This is a genomic window from Streptomyces sp. AB3(2024), from assembly GCF_041862025.1.
Taxonomy (GTDB): domain Bacteria; phylum Actinomycetota; class Actinomycetes; order Streptomycetales; family Streptomycetaceae; genus Streptomyces.
Genome location: NZ_JBGWAB010000079.1, coordinates 1 through 16,435 on the forward strand (window position 1 = coordinate 1; position 16,435 = coordinate 16,435).

Annotated in this window: 14 protein-coding genes and 1 pseudogene; 7 read left to right on the forward strand and 8 right to left on the reverse strand. The window is 73.4% G+C overall.

Annotated features, from left to right (window positions below; translation table 11 throughout):
* The 4 genes and pseudogenes from ACEPPI_RS26275 to ACEPPI_RS26290 all read left to right on the forward strand — a co-directional run.
* Window positions 1–388 (forward strand): annotated as a pseudogene (locus ACEPPI_RS26275) (sensor histidine kinase); the annotation flags it as partial.
* Between the two features lie 128 nt (window positions 389–516).
* Window positions 517–942, forward strand: coding sequence for a roadblock/LC7 domain-containing protein (locus ACEPPI_RS26280; RefSeq protein ID WP_373917757.1), 426 nt, complete (start codon window positions 517–519; stop codon window positions 940–942).
* A 17-nt stretch (window positions 943–959) separates the two neighbouring features.
* Complete coding sequence (locus ACEPPI_RS26285) at window positions 960–1,340, forward strand: DUF742 domain-containing protein (RefSeq protein WP_373917728.1); 381 nt, start codon at window positions 960–962, stop codon at window positions 1,338–1,340.
* Window positions 1,340–1,984, forward strand: a complete 645-nt coding sequence (locus ACEPPI_RS26290) for an ATP/GTP-binding protein (RefSeq protein ID WP_373917729.1) — start codon at window positions 1,340–1,342, stop codon at window positions 1,982–1,984. Before ACEPPI_RS26285 ends, ACEPPI_RS26290 begins: the two co-directional genes overlap by 1 nt.
* Before the next feature lie 2 nt (window positions 1,985–1,986).
* Here the strand turns inward: ACEPPI_RS26290 and ACEPPI_RS26295 are convergent, their stop codons facing one another.
* Window positions 1,987–2,415: a PPOX class F420-dependent oxidoreductase gene (locus tag ACEPPI_RS26295; RefSeq protein ID WP_373917730.1), complete on the reverse strand. Its 429-nt coding sequence runs from the start codon at window positions 2,413–2,415 to the stop codon at window positions 1,987–1,989.
* Window positions 2,416–2,521: 106 nt separating this feature from the next.
* Here ACEPPI_RS26295 and ACEPPI_RS26300 point away from each other — a divergent pair, with 106 nt between their 5' ends.
* Together ACEPPI_RS26300 and ACEPPI_RS26305 are read left to right on the forward strand one after the other, a co-directional pair.
* The gene (locus tag ACEPPI_RS26300) at window positions 2,522–2,920 is read left to right on the forward strand and encodes a roadblock/LC7 domain-containing protein (protein WP_042809302.1); all 399 of its coding nucleotides are present in this window, start codon (window positions 2,522–2,524) and stop codon (window positions 2,918–2,920) included.
* A gap of 105 nt (window positions 2,921–3,025) precedes the next feature.
* The gene (locus ACEPPI_RS26305; RefSeq protein ID WP_373917731.1) at window positions 3,026–4,144 is read left to right on the forward strand and encodes a DUF6397 family protein; all 1,119 of its coding nucleotides are present in this window, start codon (window positions 3,026–3,028) and stop codon (window positions 4,142–4,144) included.
* Here the strand turns inward: ACEPPI_RS26305 and ACEPPI_RS26310 are convergent.
* The 3 genes from ACEPPI_RS26310 to ACEPPI_RS26320 all read right to left on the reverse strand — a co-directional run bounded on the left by ACEPPI_RS26310 (window position 4,108) and on the right by ACEPPI_RS26320 (window position 8,118).
* Window positions 4,108–4,509 carry a YchJ family protein gene (locus tag ACEPPI_RS26310; protein WP_373917732.1) on the reverse strand — a complete coding sequence of 134 codons (402 nt, stop codon included), beginning with the start codon at window positions 4,507–4,509 and terminating at the stop codon, window positions 4,108–4,110. The genes ACEPPI_RS26305 and ACEPPI_RS26310 overlap by 37 nt on opposite strands.
* A 104-nt stretch (window positions 4,510–4,613) precedes the next feature.
* Complete coding sequence (locus ACEPPI_RS26315; RefSeq protein ID WP_373917733.1) at window positions 4,614–5,516, reverse strand: acyl-CoA thioesterase; 903 nt, start codon at window positions 5,514–5,516, stop codon at window positions 4,614–4,616.
* Window positions 5,517–5,595: 79 nt separating this feature from the next.
* Window positions 5,596–8,118, reverse strand: a complete 2,523-nt coding sequence (locus ACEPPI_RS26320) for a DUF3516 domain-containing protein (protein ID WP_356210440.1) — start codon at window positions 8,116–8,118, stop codon at window positions 5,596–5,598.
* A gap of 145 nt (window positions 8,119–8,263) precedes the next feature.
* Here ACEPPI_RS26320 and ACEPPI_RS26325 point away from each other — a divergent pair, with 145 nt between their 5' ends.
* Window positions 8,264–9,055, forward strand: coding sequence for a metal-dependent hydrolase (locus ACEPPI_RS26325; RefSeq protein WP_373917734.1), 792 nt, complete (start codon window positions 8,264–8,266; stop codon window positions 9,053–9,055).
* A 100-nt stretch (window positions 9,056–9,155) separates the two neighbouring features.
* Here ACEPPI_RS26325 and ACEPPI_RS26330 read toward each other — a convergent pair whose 3' ends face one another.
* From ACEPPI_RS26330 to ACEPPI_RS26345, 4 genes are all read right to left on the reverse strand, one after another.
* On the reverse strand, window positions 9,156–10,937 hold the full coding sequence (locus tag ACEPPI_RS26330; protein ID WP_373917735.1) for an ABC transporter ATP-binding protein: 1,782 nt from the start codon (window positions 10,935–10,937) through the stop codon (window positions 9,156–9,158).
* Window positions 10,934–12,769, reverse strand: a complete 1,836-nt coding sequence (locus tag ACEPPI_RS26335; RefSeq protein WP_373917736.1) for an ABC transporter transmembrane domain-containing protein — start codon at window positions 12,767–12,769, stop codon at window positions 10,934–10,936. The genes ACEPPI_RS26330 and ACEPPI_RS26335 overlap by 4 nt, the downstream gene beginning before the upstream one ends.
* A gap of 162 nt (window positions 12,770–12,931) precedes the next feature.
* On the reverse strand, window positions 12,932–15,868 hold the full coding sequence (locus tag ACEPPI_RS26340; RefSeq protein ID WP_373917737.1) for an FAD-binding and (Fe-S)-binding domain-containing protein: 2,937 nt from the start codon (window positions 15,866–15,868) through the stop codon (window positions 12,932–12,934).
* Between the two features lie 56 nt (window positions 15,869–15,924).
* The gene (locus ACEPPI_RS26345) at window positions 15,925–16,419 is read right to left on the reverse strand and encodes a MarR family winged helix-turn-helix transcriptional regulator (protein WP_373917738.1); all 495 of its coding nucleotides are present in this window, start codon (window positions 16,417–16,419) and stop codon (window positions 15,925–15,927) included.
* Between the last annotated feature and the right edge of the window lie 16 nt (window positions 16,420–16,435).

Below are 16,435 nucleotides of genomic sequence, written 5' to 3' on the forward strand. Positions count from 1 at the left end.
CGCCTCCGCCGCGCCCGGCGCCCCCGGACCGCAGGGGTCGCGCCCCGCTCCGGTCGCCCCCCTCCGGCCGGGCGGCCCCGGTGGCACGGGTACCCGTACGCACCCGGTATCCGCCCCCGCCCCGGGGCCCGTGCCCGCCCTCACCGCCGCGTCGGTCACCGAACTGCCGCGCCGGGTACGGCAGGCCAGCCTGCTCCCGCAGCTGCGCGAGGCCTCCGGGGCCCAGACCCCGGGCGCCAGGACCGACGAGGAGCCCCCGGACCGCAGCCCCGAACAGGCCCGGGACCGGATGGCCGCCTTCCGGGCGGGCTGGGCGCGCGGGACCCAGGAGACCTCGAACCCGAACCCGAACGGCGGCCCCCACAAGGGCGGCGAAGGAGAAGTGTGATGATCGAACACCACGGGACGGGCCACGGGGCCGGCTACGGGCCCGGCTACGGGACCGGCTACGGGACCGGCCGGGGAACAGCCGGGCGCGGGATCGACCGCGGGACGGGCCACGGGACCGGCCGCGGGATCGATGCCGACCCGGGGCGCCGGTCCGGCGAGCTGGACTGGCTGCTGGACGACCTGGTGACGCGGGTCCGCGAGGTCCGGCACGCCGTCGTCCTGTCCAACGACGGCCTGGCCGTGGGCTCCTCCAGTGCGCTGAGCCGGGAGGACGCCGAGCACCTCGCCGCCGTGGCCTCCGGCTTCCACAGCCTGGCCAAGGGCGCGGGCCGGCACTTCCGCACCGGGGGCGTGCGCCAGACGATGGTGGAGATGGACGAGGGCCACCTCTTCGTCGCGGCCGCGGGCGACGGCTCCTGCCTGGCCGTCCTCAGCGCGGCCGGTGCCGACATCGGGTTGATCGCCTACGAGATGGCCCGGCTGGTCAAGCGGGTCGGCGAGCACCTGTACGCCCCGCCCCGGTCCGCGGTCCGCCCGCCGGCCGCAGGGTGAGCGCGGCGGTCCGGCGCATGGACGACCAGTGGTACGACGCCGAGGCGGGCCCGCTCGTGCGCCCGTACGCCCTGACCGGCGGGCGCACGAAGCCGGGGCCCCACGGCGTGCGTTTCGACCTCATCGCGCTGGTCGTCGTGGACCCGGCGGCCGAGGGCACGGGGGAGGAGGCGTTGCTCGGCCCGGAGCACCGGGCGTTGCTGGGGCGCTGCCGCGACGAGACCCAGTCGGTGGCCGAACTCGCCGCCGACGCGGACCTGCCCGTGGGGGTGGTGCGGGTGCTGCTCGGTGACCTGTTGGAGGCGGGGCACGTCAAGGTCAGCCGCCCGGTGCCGCCCGCCCGGCTGCCGGAGATGCGGATTCTGCGGGAAGTCATCGAGGGATTGCGAGCGCTGTGATGGGACTGCACGACAACGGACCGGCGGGGCGGGGAGGTTCCGCGACGGACGAGGAACTGGCCGCGCTCGCTCTGAAGATTCTCGTGGCGGGAGGCTTCGGCGTCGGCAAGACCACGCTCGTGGGCGCGGTCAGCGAGATCAGGCCGCTGCGGACCGAAGAGCTGCTGAGCGAGGCCGGCGAGCGGGTCGACGACACCGGCGGGGTCGACCAGAAGACCACGACCACCGTGGCCATGGACTTCGGGCGGATCACGATCCGGTCCGGCCTGTCCCTGTACCTGTTCGGGACGCCGGGGCAGGACCGGTTCTGGTTCCTGTGGGACGAGCTCGCGCTCGGCGCGCTGGGCGCGGTGGTCCTCGCCGACACCCGGCGGCTGGAGGACTGCTTCCCGGCCGTGGACTACTTCGAACACCGGCGGATCCCGTTCGTGGTGGCCGTCAACTGCTTCACCGACGCGCGGCGTTACGGGACCAACGACGTGGCGCGGGCCCTCGACCTGGAGCAGGGGACACCGGTGGTGCTGTGCGACGCCCGCGACAAGGATTCGGGGAAGGAAGTGCTGATCAGGCTCGTCGAGTACGCCGGGCGGGTGCATACCGCCCGGCTGCTCGATTCGGTCGGGTCGCAGGCCGATCCCGTGTGACGTCAGTCGGCGATGCCGGCCGTCGCGATCACCTTGTCGATGCGTACGCGGACGAGGAGTTCGCCGGGGACGGCGTTGCGGCGGCCGAAGGCCTCGCCCCGGTCTTCGCCCATGTAGCGGGAGCCGATCCGTGTCGCCCAGGGGAGCATCTCGTCCAGGTCCTCGCTGATCTCGGCGCGCCCCTGGAGCACGACGTAGGAGAAGGGCGGCCGGTCGTCGTCCACGCAGAGGGCGACCCGGCCGTCCCGGGCCAGATTCCGCCCCTTGACGGTGCTCTTGCCGGTGTTGAAGACGAAGGCGTCACCATCGAGAACGAACCAGATGGGAGCGATGTGCGGGCTTCCGTCCTCGCGGACCGTGGACAGCTTTCCGGTGCGGGTGGAGTGCGAAACGAACGCACGCCACTCCTCTTGAGTCATCTTCTGTGCCATGGGTCCATCCTCCTTGCCGGAAAGGGGCTGGTGGGGAAGGCTTGCGGCACGACCAAGCGGGGTGGGGCGCGGCCACGTCGGCCGCGTCAACGGGGAGGGGCTGGAAATGGCACTGGACAAGCAGCTCGACTGGCTGCTGGACGATCTGACGCGCAGGGTCCCGCAGGTCCGCCATGCGGTGGTGTTGTCGAACGACGGACTGGTGACGGCCGCGAGCGCCGGGCTGGCGCGCGAGGACGCCGAGCACCTCGCGGCCGTCGCGGCGGGGCTGCAGAGCCTGGCCAAGGGGTCGGGGCGGCACTTCAGGGCGGGGGAGGTGCGCCAGACCATGGTCGAGTACGACGAGGGCTTCCTGTTCGTCGTCGCGGCGGGTTCGGGCAGTTCCCTGTGCGCGCTGAGCGCGGCCGAGGCGGACATCGTCCAGGTGGCTTATGAGATGACGCTGCTGGTCAACCGGGTCGGGGAGCACCTGGGGGTCGCGGAGCGGCGGATCACCGGGGGCTGACCGGCGGGCGCCGGGCGCGGAGTTGTCCACAGGCCTCGCGCGGATCCGTCACACTGGGTTACGGTCTTCACGCAGAGTGATCGCCACTCGCGGGGGAGGACTGTGATGAAGGTGCGAGCGCTGGAACGTGTGCCGGCCGGCAGGGACGGGCGGGAGCGGTCCGGGCCGGTGGGCGGGGAACCGTGCGGGCCGCGCGCGGACGTGCGGGGCAAGATGAGCGCGGGAGCGCCCGAGCGCGTGCCGGTGGAGGCGCCCGAGGACGTGGGTGCGGAGCCGCTCGTGAAGGCGGGCGCCCGGCCGGGCGTGCGCCCGTGCGCGGAGGCGCCGGCCGGTCTGTACGGGGACGGCGGCATCGACGGGGAGCTTGCCGGGGGCACCGGCGGGGGCGCCGGCGGAGGCGGGGGCACGGGCGGGCCGCGGGCCGACGCGCGGCCGCCGGAGCTGCTGAGCGCGGTCCGGTCCGCCGGGGAACTGGGTCTGCGCCGGGGCGAGTTCGCACGTGCCGTCCAGCTGGGGCTGGTGCGTCCCGGCCCGCGGGCGGCCGGCGGAGCCGCCCGCTTCGCCCGCGCCGAACTGGACCGGGTCAGGGCGGGTGAGGGGTACCCGCGGACACTGCGGGAGCGGATCGAGACCGTGGCCGGCGCCGACGCCGGGGCACGGACGCTGGGGACCGGCCCGAGCCGCTTCACCCGGCTCGCGCGCTGCGGGCACCTCACTCCCGTCGGCTACCGGATCAACCGTTACCGGGCCGTCGTCTGGCTCTATCTGGCCGCCGAGCTGAGGGAGTTCGCCGCCGGGGAGCCGGGGTTGCTGAGCGGGGCCGCGCCCCCGGGGGACCGGGAGCTGTTGGAGGCCAAAGCGGATCTGCGCCCGCGCCGGTGGCGCGGACGGCATGTGGGGCTCCTGCTGAGACGAACCGCCGATCCGTGGGAGCGGGCCGCCGTGCTGGCCTCCGTACTCCCCGAACAGCAGGTGCGCCAGGCCGTCCCCGATCCGGCGGAACGGATCGTCCTTGCCGCGCTCGCGCCGCCCCCGCCCTACGGCCACCCGCAGGTCCCGGCCGCGGCCGCCGTGGCCGGGCGGCTGCTGCTGGCGGAGCCGCCGGACGAGGTGCACTGGTACCTCACCAGCCTCGACTTCGCCCTGACCGGGGCGCGGGGCCGGCGGAACTCGACCGGGGAGAGCGGTCAGTCGAACTCGACGGGGGAGAGGGGGCCGACGTAGACCCAGGCGCCCGACTCGCGGGAGAAGGCGCTGTGCTCGCGCAGCGAACCCGTGTGCCCGCCCTCCCGGTAGTGCGCCCGGAACTCCACCGACCCCTCCGTCTCGAACATCCCACCGCGCTCGGTGGCCAGGATCTCCAGCCGCTCCCAGCGCTGCTCGGGATCCAGATCGAGCCGGCCCGGCCGGGTCGAGGAGTGCCAGGAGCGCATCAGGTAGGCGCTGTCGCCGACCGCGAACGCGCTGAACCGCGACCGCATCAGCAGCTCCGCGGTGGGAGCCTGCCGGGCGCCCGAGTGGAAGCGGCCGCAGCATTCCGGGTAGGCGGCGGGCAGCCCGCAGGGGCAGGGGAGGACCGGGGTGGGCATGTGCGCTCAGCTCTTCGGAGGTGATCGGAGGGGAGGTGACGGGCGTACGGACGGAACCGCCGACGGAAGGGTCGGCGGAGAGGCCGGCGGAGGGGCCTGCGGGACTACTGCGGGGACACGGCCGGCTTGGCCGCCTCGGCCGGGTACGGGCGGAAGAGGCCCTCCTGGACCACGGAGACCAGCAGCCTGCCCTCCACGTCGTAGATGCGGCCACGGGCCAGACCGCGGCCACCGTGCGCGATGGGCGACTCCTGGTCGTACAGGAACCACTCGTCCGCGCGAAAGGGCCGGTGGAACCACATGGCGTGGTCCAGCGAGGCCATGTCGAAACCGCGCATGCCCCACAGCGGTTCCACGGGGATGCGCACGGCGTCGAGGAGGGTCATGTCACTGGCGTAGGTGAGGGCGCAGGTGTGCACGAGCGGGTCGTCGCCCAGCGGGCCGACCGCCCGCATCCACACCGCGCTGCGCGGATCGGCGTCCTTGAGCTCCTCCGGAGTCCAGCGGAGCCGGTCCACGTACCGGATGTCGAAGGGCTGACGGCGGGCCATCCGCTCCAGCGCCTCGGGCAGCGCGCCCAGGTGCTCGCGGATCTCGTCGACGACCTTCGGCAGCGCGTCCGGGTGGGGGAAGTCGAGGCGGGGAGGCAGCTGGTGCTCGATGCTGCCCTCCTCCGGGTGATGGAAGGAGGCGGTCAGATTGAAGACGGTCTTGCCCTGCTGGACCGCGGTGACCCGGCGCGTGGTGAAGGAGCGCCCGTCGCGCACCCGTTCCACCTGGTACACGATGGGCACCCCGGGGATGCCCGGGCGCAGGAAGTACGCGTGCAGGGAGTGGACCGGCCGGTCGCTCTCGGTGGTGCGGCCGGCCGCCACCAGCGCCTGCCCGGCGACCTGTCCGCCGAACACGCGCTGGAGGGATTCCTGGGGGCTGGCGCCCCGGAAGATGTTGACCTCGATCTGCTCCAGGTCGAGCAGATCGACCAGTCTCTCGGCGGGGTTCGTCATCAGCAGCTCTCCACTGTCGGGTGCGGCGGTTCCGGCCGGCGCGGTGCGCGGGCGCCGGCCGGAGGCGTGCGGGGTTCGGTCAGAGCAGCCCGAGCTCGCCGACCGAGGTGACCCGGATGACGGCCCGGCCCTCCTCGTCGGACGCGGCGAGGTCGACCTCGGCGCTGATGCCCCAGCCATGGTCGCCGTTCGGGTCGGCGAACGTCTGGCGGACGCGCCACAGGCCGTGGGCGGCGTCCTCCTCGATCTGGAGGAGCTTGGGGCCGCGGGCGTCGGGGCCGGTGCCGAGGTCGTCGTACTCGTCCCAGTAGCCGTCCATGGCCTCGCCCCAGGCGTCGGCGTCCCAGCCGGACTCGGCGTCCAGCTCGCCCAGCACGTTGACGTGGTCCAGGGCCGCCAGCTCGACCCGGCGGAACATCGCGTTGCGGACCAGGACACGGAAGGCGCGGGCGTTCGCCGTGACCGGCTTGACCTGGTCGGCCTTCTCCTGGGCCTGCTCCGCCGTCTCCACCTCCGGGTTCGCCAGCTGCTCCCACTCGTCGAGCAGGCTGGAGTCCACCTGGCGGACCAGCTCGCCCAGCCAGGCGATGAGGTCCTGGAGGTCCTCGGACTTCAGGTCGTCGGGGATGGTGTGGTCCAGCGCCTTGTACGCGCTCGCCAGGTAGCGCAGCACGATGCCCTCGGTGCGGGCCAGCTCGTAGAAGGAGGTGAACTCGGTGAAGGTCATCGCGCGCTCGTACATGTCGCGGATGATCGACTTCGGGGAGACCGGGTGGTCGCGGACCCACGGGTGGCTCTTGCTGTACACGTCGTAGGCGTGCAGCAGCAGTTCTTCCAGGGGCTTCGGATAGGTGACGTCCTGGAGGCGCTCCATGCGCTCCTCGTACTCGATCCCGTCGGCCTTCATCGCGCCGACCGCGATACCGCGTTCCTTGTTCTGCTGGGCGGCCAGGATCTGGCGCGGGTCGTCCAGGGTGGACTCGACGACCGAGACCATGTCCAGGGCGTAGGAAGGGGACTCCGGGTCCAGCAGGTCGAAGGAGGCCAGCGCGAAGGTGGACAGCGGCTGGTTGAGAGCGAAGTCCTGCTGGAGGTCGACGGTCAGGCGGATGGTGCGGCCCTCGGCGTCGGGGGCGTCGAGTTTCTCCACCACGCCGCCGTCCAGCAGCGAACGGTAGATCGCGAAGGCCCGCCGGATGTGCCGCAACTGGGCCTTGCGCGGCTCGTGGTTGTCCTCCAGGAGGTGGCGCATCGCCTGGAAGGCGTCGCCCGGCCGGGCGATGACCGACAGCAGCATGATGTTGGTGACCTTGAAGCGCGAGGTCAGCGGCTCCGGGTCGGCGGCGATCAGCTTCTCGAAGGTGGTGTCCGACCAGGCCACGAAGCCCTCGGGGGCCTTCTTGCGGACCACCTTGCGGCGCTTCTTCGGGTCGTCGCCCGCCTTCGCGAGGGCCTTCTCGTTCTCGATGACGTGCTCGGGCGCCTGTGCGACCACGAAGCCGGCCGTGTCGAAGCCGGCCCGGCCCGCGCGTCCGGCGATCTGGTGGAACTCGCGGGCGCGCAGCGTCCGGACGCGGTTGCCGTCGTACTTGGTGAGTGCCGTGAACAGCACCGTGCGGATCGGGACGTTGACGCCGACGCCGAGGGTGTCGGTCCCGCAGATGACCTTCAGCAGACCGGCCTGGGCGAGCTTCTCCACCAGCCGCCGGTACTTGGGCAGCATGCCCGCGTGGTGCACGCCGATGCCGTGGCGGACGTAGCGGGAGAGGTTCTGGCCGAACTTCGTGGTGAAACGGAAGTTGCCGATCAGCTCCGCGATCTTGTCCTTCTCCTCGCGGGTGCACATGTTGATGCTCATCAGCGACTGCGCCCGCTCGACCGCCTGGGCCTGCGTGAAGTGCACGATGTAGACCGGGGCCTGCCGGGTCTCCAGCAGTTCCGTGATGGTGTCCGTGATCGGCGTGGTCACGTACTCGTACGACAGCGGGACGGGCCGGCTCGCCGAGCGGACCACCGATGTCGGACGGCCGGTGCGCCGGGTCAGGTCCTCCTCGAAGCGCTTCACGTCGCCGAGGGTCGCCGACATCAGGACGAACTGTGCCTGGGGCAGTTCCAGCAGCGGGATCTGCCAGGCCCAGCCGCGGTCCGGCTCCGCGTAGAAGTGGAACTCGTCCATCACGACCTGGCCGATGTCGGCGTACTTGCCGTCGCGCAGGGCGATGGAGGCCAGCACCTCGGCCGTGCAGCAGATCACCGGGGCGTCGGCGTTCACGGAGGCGTCGCCGGTCAGCATGCCGACGTTCTCGGTGCCGAAGAGCTTGCACAGGTCGAAGAACTTCTCCGACACCAGCGCCTTGATCGGGGCGGTGTAGAAGGTCACCTTGTCCTGGGCCAGCGCGGTGAAGTGGGCGCCCGCCGCCACGAGGCTCTTGCCCGAGCCGGTCGGGGTCGACAGGATCACGTTCGCACCGGAGACGACCTCGATCAGGGCCTCCTCCTGCGCCGGGTACAGGGTGATGCCCTGGTCCTCCGCCCACGAGGAGAAAGCCTCGAAGAGGGCGTCGGGGTCGGCGTTCGGCGGGAGCTGATCAATGAGGGTCACACCCCCCATCTTGCCTGGCTTCCGACCGGAAGAGGGAACCGGCCGCCAGGACGAAGATCGTCACGGGTACGCTGTGCCGTCGAGGCGGCCCGACCGAAACGCTCGACGGGGCCCGACCAGACACGACCGGGGCGGGACACAGACCATGATGGGGCCGGCGCACTCACTCTCCGGGGCAGCGGCCTGGCTGGGGGTGGGCGCGGCGACGGCCGCAGCCGGGCACCCGATGCCATGGCCCGTACTGGTCGTCGGCGCGCTCATATGCGCCGGTGCGGCCCTGGCCCCCGACCTCGACCACAAGTCGGCGACGATCTCGCGCGCCTTCGGCCCCCTCTCCCGCGGCCTGTGCGAGGTGGTCGACAAGATCTCCTACGCCGTCTACAAGGCCACCCGCGCCCCGCGAGACGCCCGCCGCACCGGGGGCCACCGCACCCTGACCCACACCTGGCTCTGGGCGGTCCTGATAGGCGCCGGGTCCTCCGCGCTCGCGGTCACCGCCGACCGCTGGGGCGTCCTCGCGCTGCTCTTCGTCCACCTGGTGCTGGCCGTCGAGGGCCTCCTCTGGCGGGCGGCCCGGATGTCCAGCGACGTCCTGGTCTGGCTGCTCGGCGCCACGGGCGCCTGGGCCCTGGCCGGAGTGCTCGACCAGCCGGGCAACGGCGCGGGCTGGCTCTTCACCGGCCCCGGCCAGGAGTACCTGTGGCTCGGCCTGCCGATCCTGCTCGGAGCCCTCGTCCACGACATCGGCGATGCGCTCACCGTCTCCGGCTGCCCGATCCTGTGGCCCCTCCCCATCGCGGGGAAGCGCTGGTACCCGATCGGCCCTCCGAAGGCGATGCGCTTCCGCGCCGGCAGCTGGGTGGAGCTCAAGGTCCTGATGCCGGTCTTCATGCTCCTCGGCGGCTTCGGCGGCGCCGCGGCCCTCGGCTTCATCTAGACCGGTACGCCCCGGACCGTACGCCCCCGCAGGCAGGCCCGGGACCGGCAGGTGCCCCCCCCGGGGCCCGGCTCTCGGGAGCCGGACACCGCGGGGCGGATCAGCCGTGCCAGGAGCGCCAGAGGGCCGCGTACGCCCCATCGGCCGCCACCAGCTCGTCGTGCGAGCCCAGCTCACTGATCCGGCCGGCCTCGACCACCGCGATCACGTCCGCGTCGTGCGCCGTGTGGAGCCGATGGGCGATCGCGATGACCGTACGGCCCTCCAGCACCCGCGCGAGCGAACGCTCCAGGTGCCGGGCGGCCCGCGGGTCCAGCAGCGAGGTCGCCTCGTCCAGCACCAGCGTGTGCGGGTCGGCCAGCACCAGCCGGGCCAGCGCGATCTGCTGGGCCTGAGCCGGAGTCAGCGCGTTCCCGCCGGACCCCACCTCGGTGTCCAGCCCCGCCTCCAGGGCCCGCGCCCAGCCGTCCGCGTCCACCGCGTCCAGCGCCGCCCACAGTTCGGTGTCGGCCGCACCCGACCGGGCGAGGCGCAGATTGTCCCGCAGCGATCCGACGAAGACGTGGTGTTCCTGGTTGACCAGCGCCACGTGCTCCCGCACCCGCTCCGCCGGCATCCGCGACAGCCTCGCGCCGCCGAGCGTGACCTCACCCGTCCGGGGCGCGTAGATGCCCGCCAGCAGCCTGCCCAAGGTGGACTTGCCCGCGCCCGAGGGACCGACCAGCGCCATCCGGGTGCCCGGCGGCACGGACATCGACACCCGGTGCAGGACGTCCACGCCCTCCTTGTAACCGAACCGGACCTCCTGCGCCCGCACCTCCCGGCCCCCGGGGGCGACGGCGCCGTCCCCGGCGTCCGGCTCGATCTCGCGCACGCCCACCAGCCGGGCCAGCGAGACCTGGGCGACCTGGAGTTCGTCGTACCAGCGGAGGATCAGACCGATGGGGTCGACCATCATCTGCGCCAGCAGTGCCCCGGTCGTCATCTGCCCGACCGACATCCAGCCCCGCAGCACGCAGTACCCGCCGATCATCAGCACGGCGCCGAGGATCGTCACGTAGGTGATGTTGACGACGGGGAAGAGGACCGTCCGCAGGTACAGCGTGTATCGCTCCCACGCGGTCCACTCCTTGATCCGCCGCTCCGACAGCGAGATCCGGCGGTGCCCCAGCCGGTGCGCCTCCACGGTCCGTCCCGCGTCCACCGTCTCGGTGAGCGCCGCCGAGACCGCCGCGTACCCGGCCGCCTCCGAGCGGTACGCCGAGGGCGCCCGCCGGAAGTACCAGCGGCAGCCGACGACCAGGACCGGCAGCGCCACCAGCGCGGCCAGCGCCAGCGGCGGGGCGGTGACCACGAGCGCCCCGTAGAGCAGCCCGGCCCAGACCACGCCGATGGTCAGCTGCGGCACGGCCTCGCGCATCGCGTTGGCCAGCCGGTCGATGTCGGTGGTGATCCGGGAGAGCAGGTCGCCCGTCCCGGCGCGTTCCAGCACGCCCGGGGGCAGCCCGACCGACCGCACCAGGAAGTCCTCGCGCAGATCGGCCAGCATCTCCTCGCCGAGCATCGCCCCGCGCAACCGCACCATCCGTACGAAGAACGTCTGGACGGCCAGCGCCAGCGCGAACAGCAGCGCCACGCGCCCCAGATGGAGCTCGCGCGCCCCCGACGAGAGCTCGTCGACGACCCGCCCCAGCAGGGAAGGGCCCACCATCGACGCGACCACCGCCACCGCGTTGACCCCGACCAGCACCGCGAAGGCCCGCCGGTGCCGGCGCAGCAGGCCGCGCACATAGCCCCGTACGGTCGCCGACGTGCCCACGGGCAGGGTCGCGGCCGTCTCGGGGGCCGCCGGATCGTACTCCGGGGGCGCCACGCCGATCATGCGGATTCCTCGATCCCTGTGAGTTCCTCTGCCGGGCCCGCCAGGCCGATCCCGGCGCGCCGCTGTTCCTCGTCCGTCTCGCGGGTGACGACCGCCCGGTAGCGCGGCTCGCCGAGCAGCAGCTCGCGGTGCGTGCCCGCGGGAAGGGCCCGGCCCCCGTGGACCAGGACGACCCGGTCGGCGCGGTCCAGCAGCAGCGGCGAGGACGCCAGCACCACCGTCGTGCGCCCGGACCGCAGGGCCGCGATCCCGTCGGCGATCCGCGCCTCGGTGTGCGAGTCCACCGCCGAGGTCGGCTCGTCCAGCACCAGCACCTCCGGGTCGGTCACCAGCGACCTGGCCAGCGCCAGCCGCTGGCGCTGCCCGCCGGACAGCGAGCGGCCGCGTTCGGTGATCCGGGCGTCCATCGGGTCCCGCACCGTGTCGGGGGCCGACTGCAGCAGCGCGTCCAGGACGTCGTCGCACTGCGCGGCCTCCAGAGCGGCCGCCGCCGTCACGGACCCCGAGGCCGGTACGTCGAACAGCTCGCGCAGCGTCCCGGACAGCAGCACCGGGTCCTTGTCCTGTACGAGGACCAGCTCGCGGGCCGTGTCCAGCGCGAGCTCGTCCAGCGCGACCCCGCCGAGCAGCGCGGAGCGCGCCCCGGTGACGGAGTCCGTCGGATGACCCCCCAGCCGCTCCGCGAGCCGGCCCGCCAGGTCAGGGTCCCCGCACACCACCGCCGTGAAGGCACCGGCCGGGGCCAGCACCCCCGTCTCGGCGTCGTACAGGTCCCCGCCCGGAGCCGGGGCCCGTACGGGCCCCGCCGGGCCGGAGCCGGCCGGGCCCCCGTCCCCGGTGCGCGTCAGCGACAGCACCCGCGCCGCCCGCGCGGCGGAGGGCCGGGAGAAGGAGTAGGCCATCGCGATCTCCTGGAAGTGCCGCAGCGGGTACAGCATCGTGGCCACCGCGCTGAAGGCCGCCACGAGTTCGCCCACCGCCAGCCGTCCGTCCGTCACGAGCACGGCCCCGTAGCAGACCACCGTGATCATCAGGGCGCCCGGGAGCAGCACCTGCACGGCCGCGATCAGCGCCCACATCCGGGCACTGCGCACGGCGGCCCTGCGGACCTCCTGCGAGGCCTCCCGGTAGCGCCCGAGGAACAGTTCCTCGCCGCCGATGCCCCGTAGGACGCGCAGGCCGGCGACGGTGTCGGAGGCCAGCTCGGTGGCCTTGCCCGCCTTCTCGCGCTGGACGTCCGCGCGCCGTGTGGCGCGCGGCAGCAACGGCAGGACGGACAGGGCGAGCACCGGGACGCCCACGGCGACGACCACGCCGATCGCGGGCGCGTAGAAGAGGAGGCCGACGCAGATCGCGGCGACGGTCAAGGCGGCGGCGAGGAACCGGGAGACGGCCTCGACGAACCATCCGATTTTCTCGACGTCACCCGTCGAAACGGACACCACTTCGCCCGCCGCGACCCGGCGGGTCAGGGCGGAGCCCAGTTCTGCGGTCTTGCGGGCCAGCAGCTGCTGGACCCGCGCGGCCGCCGTGATCCAGTTGGTGACGGCGGTGCGGTGCAGCATCGCGTCGCCGAGCGAGATGGCGATGCCGAGCAGCAGGAGCAGCGCGCCGACGCGGAGCAGTCCGCCGCCGTCGCGGCGCACGACCGCGTCCACGCCGAGGCCCACGGCGTACGGCAGCCCGGCGACGCCGCCGAAGTGGAGGAGCCCCCAGGCCAGGCTACGGGCCTGGCCGCCGAGTTGCCCCCGGCCCAGCCACAGCAGGAACCTCGGGCCGGTACGGGCGTCCGGCACTCCGGGATCCGGATACGGAAGATCGCTGATCTGCATGACGCCCCATGACTGGTCGGGTAGGCCGAACCCCGCAAGGTTCGTCTTCCCGGACCGGCCCCGGCAATCGATTTTCCGGCGGGTGGGGGTGCGCCCCGCGCGTGTCGCCGGGGAACGGGACGCCCGGCTTCCGGTGCGGCCCGCCGCCCGCGCCGGGCGCGTTCAGGGGCGCGTGGCACGCTCCAGCGCGAGCAGCGCCGAGGAGTAGCTCCGCCCCGTGGCCCGGTCCATTCCCACCTCGCACATGCGGTTCGCCGACAGGTGCGCGTCGAACTGCCGGGCCGTCACCTCCGCGGCCTCGCGGGCCGTCGCCGATTCCGTCAGCTCCGGGTGCAGCATCCCCCGGTCGCCGGCGAAGGCGCAGCAGCCCGCGTCGTCCGGGACGACCACCTCGTCGGCGCATGCCTCGGCCACCACGCGCAGTTCGGCCTCGTCACCCAGATGGCGCATCGAACAGGTGGGGTGGAGGACGGCGGACCCGACCGTGCGCAGTACCTTCAGCCGTGGCAGCAGTTCGTGGGCCGCCCAGACGACGGAGTCGACGACCCGCAGTTCCGCGTGCAGGGCCCGGTTGTCCTCGGTCAGGTACGGGACCACCTCGTGCGCGATGCCCAGGGTGCAGGAGGAGGCGTCGACCACCAGGGGCAGCCGGCCGCCGGCCGTCCAGCCCCAGGCGGCCTCCACGATCCGGTTGGCCATCACCCGGTTGCCCTCCTCGTACCCCTTGGAGTTCCAGATCGTCGCGCAGCAGGTGCCGGTGACGTCGCGGGGGATCCAGACCGGCTTCCCGGCCCGCTCCGACACGGCCACCACCGCTTCCGGCAGGGAGGGCCCGGGATCGCCCGCGGGCCCGCCGAAGATGCGGTTGACGCAGGCCGGGTAGTAGACCGCGGCCGCGCCCACCCGCCGGGTCGTGGGCAGTCCGCGGGCGGCGGCGCCGGGGATCTGCGGCAGCCAGAGCGGTACCAGGTCGGGGCGTACGGCCTTGCGCGCGGCCTCCGTCGCCACGGTCAGGGGGCGGTCCCCGACCGTGGAGGTGATCTTGTCGGCGGCGGCCACGGCCAGCCGCGCGGCCGCCTCGACGGTCCGGAACCGCCGGGCGGCCAGGGCGGCGGCGCGTTCCTCGCGCGGGCTGTGCCGCAGGTGGCGGAAGTCCTTCATCAGCGCGCCGGTGTCGATGCCGACGGGGCAGGCGAGGGCACAGGTGGAGTCGCCCGCGCAGGTGTCGACGGCGTCGTGGCCGTAGGAGTCGAGCAGGCCGTCGAGGACGGGGGAGCCGGGCGGCTGCCGCATCATCTCGCGGCGCAGCACGATCCGCTGGCGCGGAGTGGTCGTCAGGTGCTCGCTGGGGCAGACCGGTTCGCAGAAGCCGCACTCGATGCAGGGGTCCGCCACGGCCTCGATGCGCGGGATCGTCTTCAGTCCGCGCAGATGGGCCCGGGGGTCGCGGTCGAGGAGGATGCGCGGGGCGAGGACGAGGTCCGGGTCGAGGAGCCGCTTGGTGCGCCACATCAGGTCGGTGGCCCGCGGTCCCCATTCGAGTTCGAGGAAGGGGGCCATGTTGCGGCCCGTGGAGTGCTCGGCCTTCAGCGAGCCGTCGAAGCGTTCGACCGTGAGCCGGCAGAAGGCTTCCATGAAGGCCGCGTACCGGTCGACGTCGGCGGGCACCGAGGCGTCGAAGGCGAGCAGGAAGTGCAGGTTGCCGTGGGCGGCGTGACCCGCGACGGCCGCGTCGAACCCGTGCTCCGCCTGGAGCGCGAGGAGCGCCTCGCAGGCCTCGGCGAGCCGGGACGGGGGGACCGCGAAGTCCTCGGTGATCAGGGTGGTGCCGGGTGCGCGGGCCCCGCCGACGGCGGTGACGAAGGCCTTGCGTGCCTTCCAGTAGCCGGAGACGACCGAGGGATCGCAGGTGAAGGTGTTCGTGACGGAGGCGACGGGGGCCACCAGCTCCAGTCCGGCCAGCACCCCGGCCGCGCGGCGCTCGTGCTCCGCGCGGCCCGCCGCGTCCGGGGCACGGAACTCCACCAGCAGCGCTGCCGTGTCCTTGGGCAGCTCCGCCCAGTCGGCGGGCACGCCGGCGACGCTGACGCAGGCGCGCAGGGTGTTGCCGTCCATCAGCTCCACGGCGAGGGCCCCGGCCGCGTTGAACAGCGGTACGGCCGCGGCGGCGGCGGGCAGGGAGGGGAAGAAGAGCAGGCCGGTGGTGAGCTCGCGGTCCAGGGGGAGGGTGTCGAAGACGACCTCGGAGATGAAGCCGAGGGTGCCTTCGGAGCCGACCATCAGGCCGCGCAGGACCTCCACGGGGGTGGTGCCGTCGAGGTAGGCGTCGAGCCGGTAGCCGGTGGTGTTCTTGATCTCGTACTTGGCACGGATCCGGGCGACGAGGTCCGGGTCGGCCTCGATCTCCCGCTTGATCTCCATCAGCCCGTGGCACAGGGCCGGCTCGGCGCGGGCCAGCTCCTCGTCCGCGAGCGGGTCGGCGGTGTCGACGACGGTTCCGGTCGGCAGCACGAGGGTGAGGGAGGAGAGGGTGCGGTACGAGTTCCTCGTGGTCCCCGCCGTCATGCCGGAGGCGTTGTTGGCGACCACTCCGCCGAGGGTGCAGGCGATGGCGCTGGCCGGGTCGGGCCCCAGGATCCGGCCGTGCCGGGCCAGGGCGGCGTTGGCCCGCAGGACGGTGGTGCCGGGCCCGATGCGGGCGCGGCGGCCGTCGTCCAGGACCTCGATCCCGGCCCAGTGGCGGCGGACGTCGACGAGGATGTCCTCGCCCTGGGCCTGGCCGTTGAGCGAGGTTCCGGCGGCGCGGAAGACCACCTCGCGCTGTCTGCCGTGCGCGTAGGACAGGACGGCGGAGATGTCGTCGATGTCCTCGGCGATCACGACGACCTGCGGCACGAACCGGTACGGGGAGGCATCCGTGGCGTAGCGGACCAGGTCGGAGACCTTCCAGAGCACCTTCTCGGCGCCGAGCAGCCCGGTCAGCTCGGCGCGCAGCACCGAGGGGGTGCCCGGGGCCATGCGGTCGGGGACCCGGTCGGGGGCCGGGGCGCCGGGACTGTGCGGGCGCAGCGCGCCCGGCTTCGGTTCCAGCAGCGGCATGTGGAGCCCCTCCGTGTCCTGGTCCGTCCGTCAGCCGGGCGCCGGTGGCTCCCGGCTCAGCAGCCGCCCCGGGCCGGGGCGTCGGCCAGCGCGTTCAACAGGCCGCCGAGCACCTCGCGCTGTGGCGCGGTCAACGGAGCCAGGATCTCCTCTGCGGCGTCGGTCCGCGCGCTGCGCAGACGGCGCAGCGTGGCGCGACCGGTTTCGGTGAGCTCGATCCGGATGACGCGGCGGTTGGCCGGGTCGGGCGCGCGGCGCACGCAGTCGGCCGCCTCCAGGCCGTCCACGAGGGTGGTCACGGCGCGGGGCACGACCTCCAGGCGCGCGGCCAGATCGGCCATGCGGGGCGGCCGGTCACCCCCGTAGTGCGCGACGAGCCGCAGCAGCCGGCCCTGGGCCGGGGTGATCCCGAGCGGCTCCATGTGGCGCTTCTGGATGCGGTGGAGCCGCCGCGTGAGGCGCAGCAGCTGCTCGGCGAGTACGCCGTCGGTGGAGTCGGGGGTGGGGTCGGCGGCGGAGCCGCGGATGTCGGTCTCGGAACCGGTGCTCATACTGGGAAACAGTACC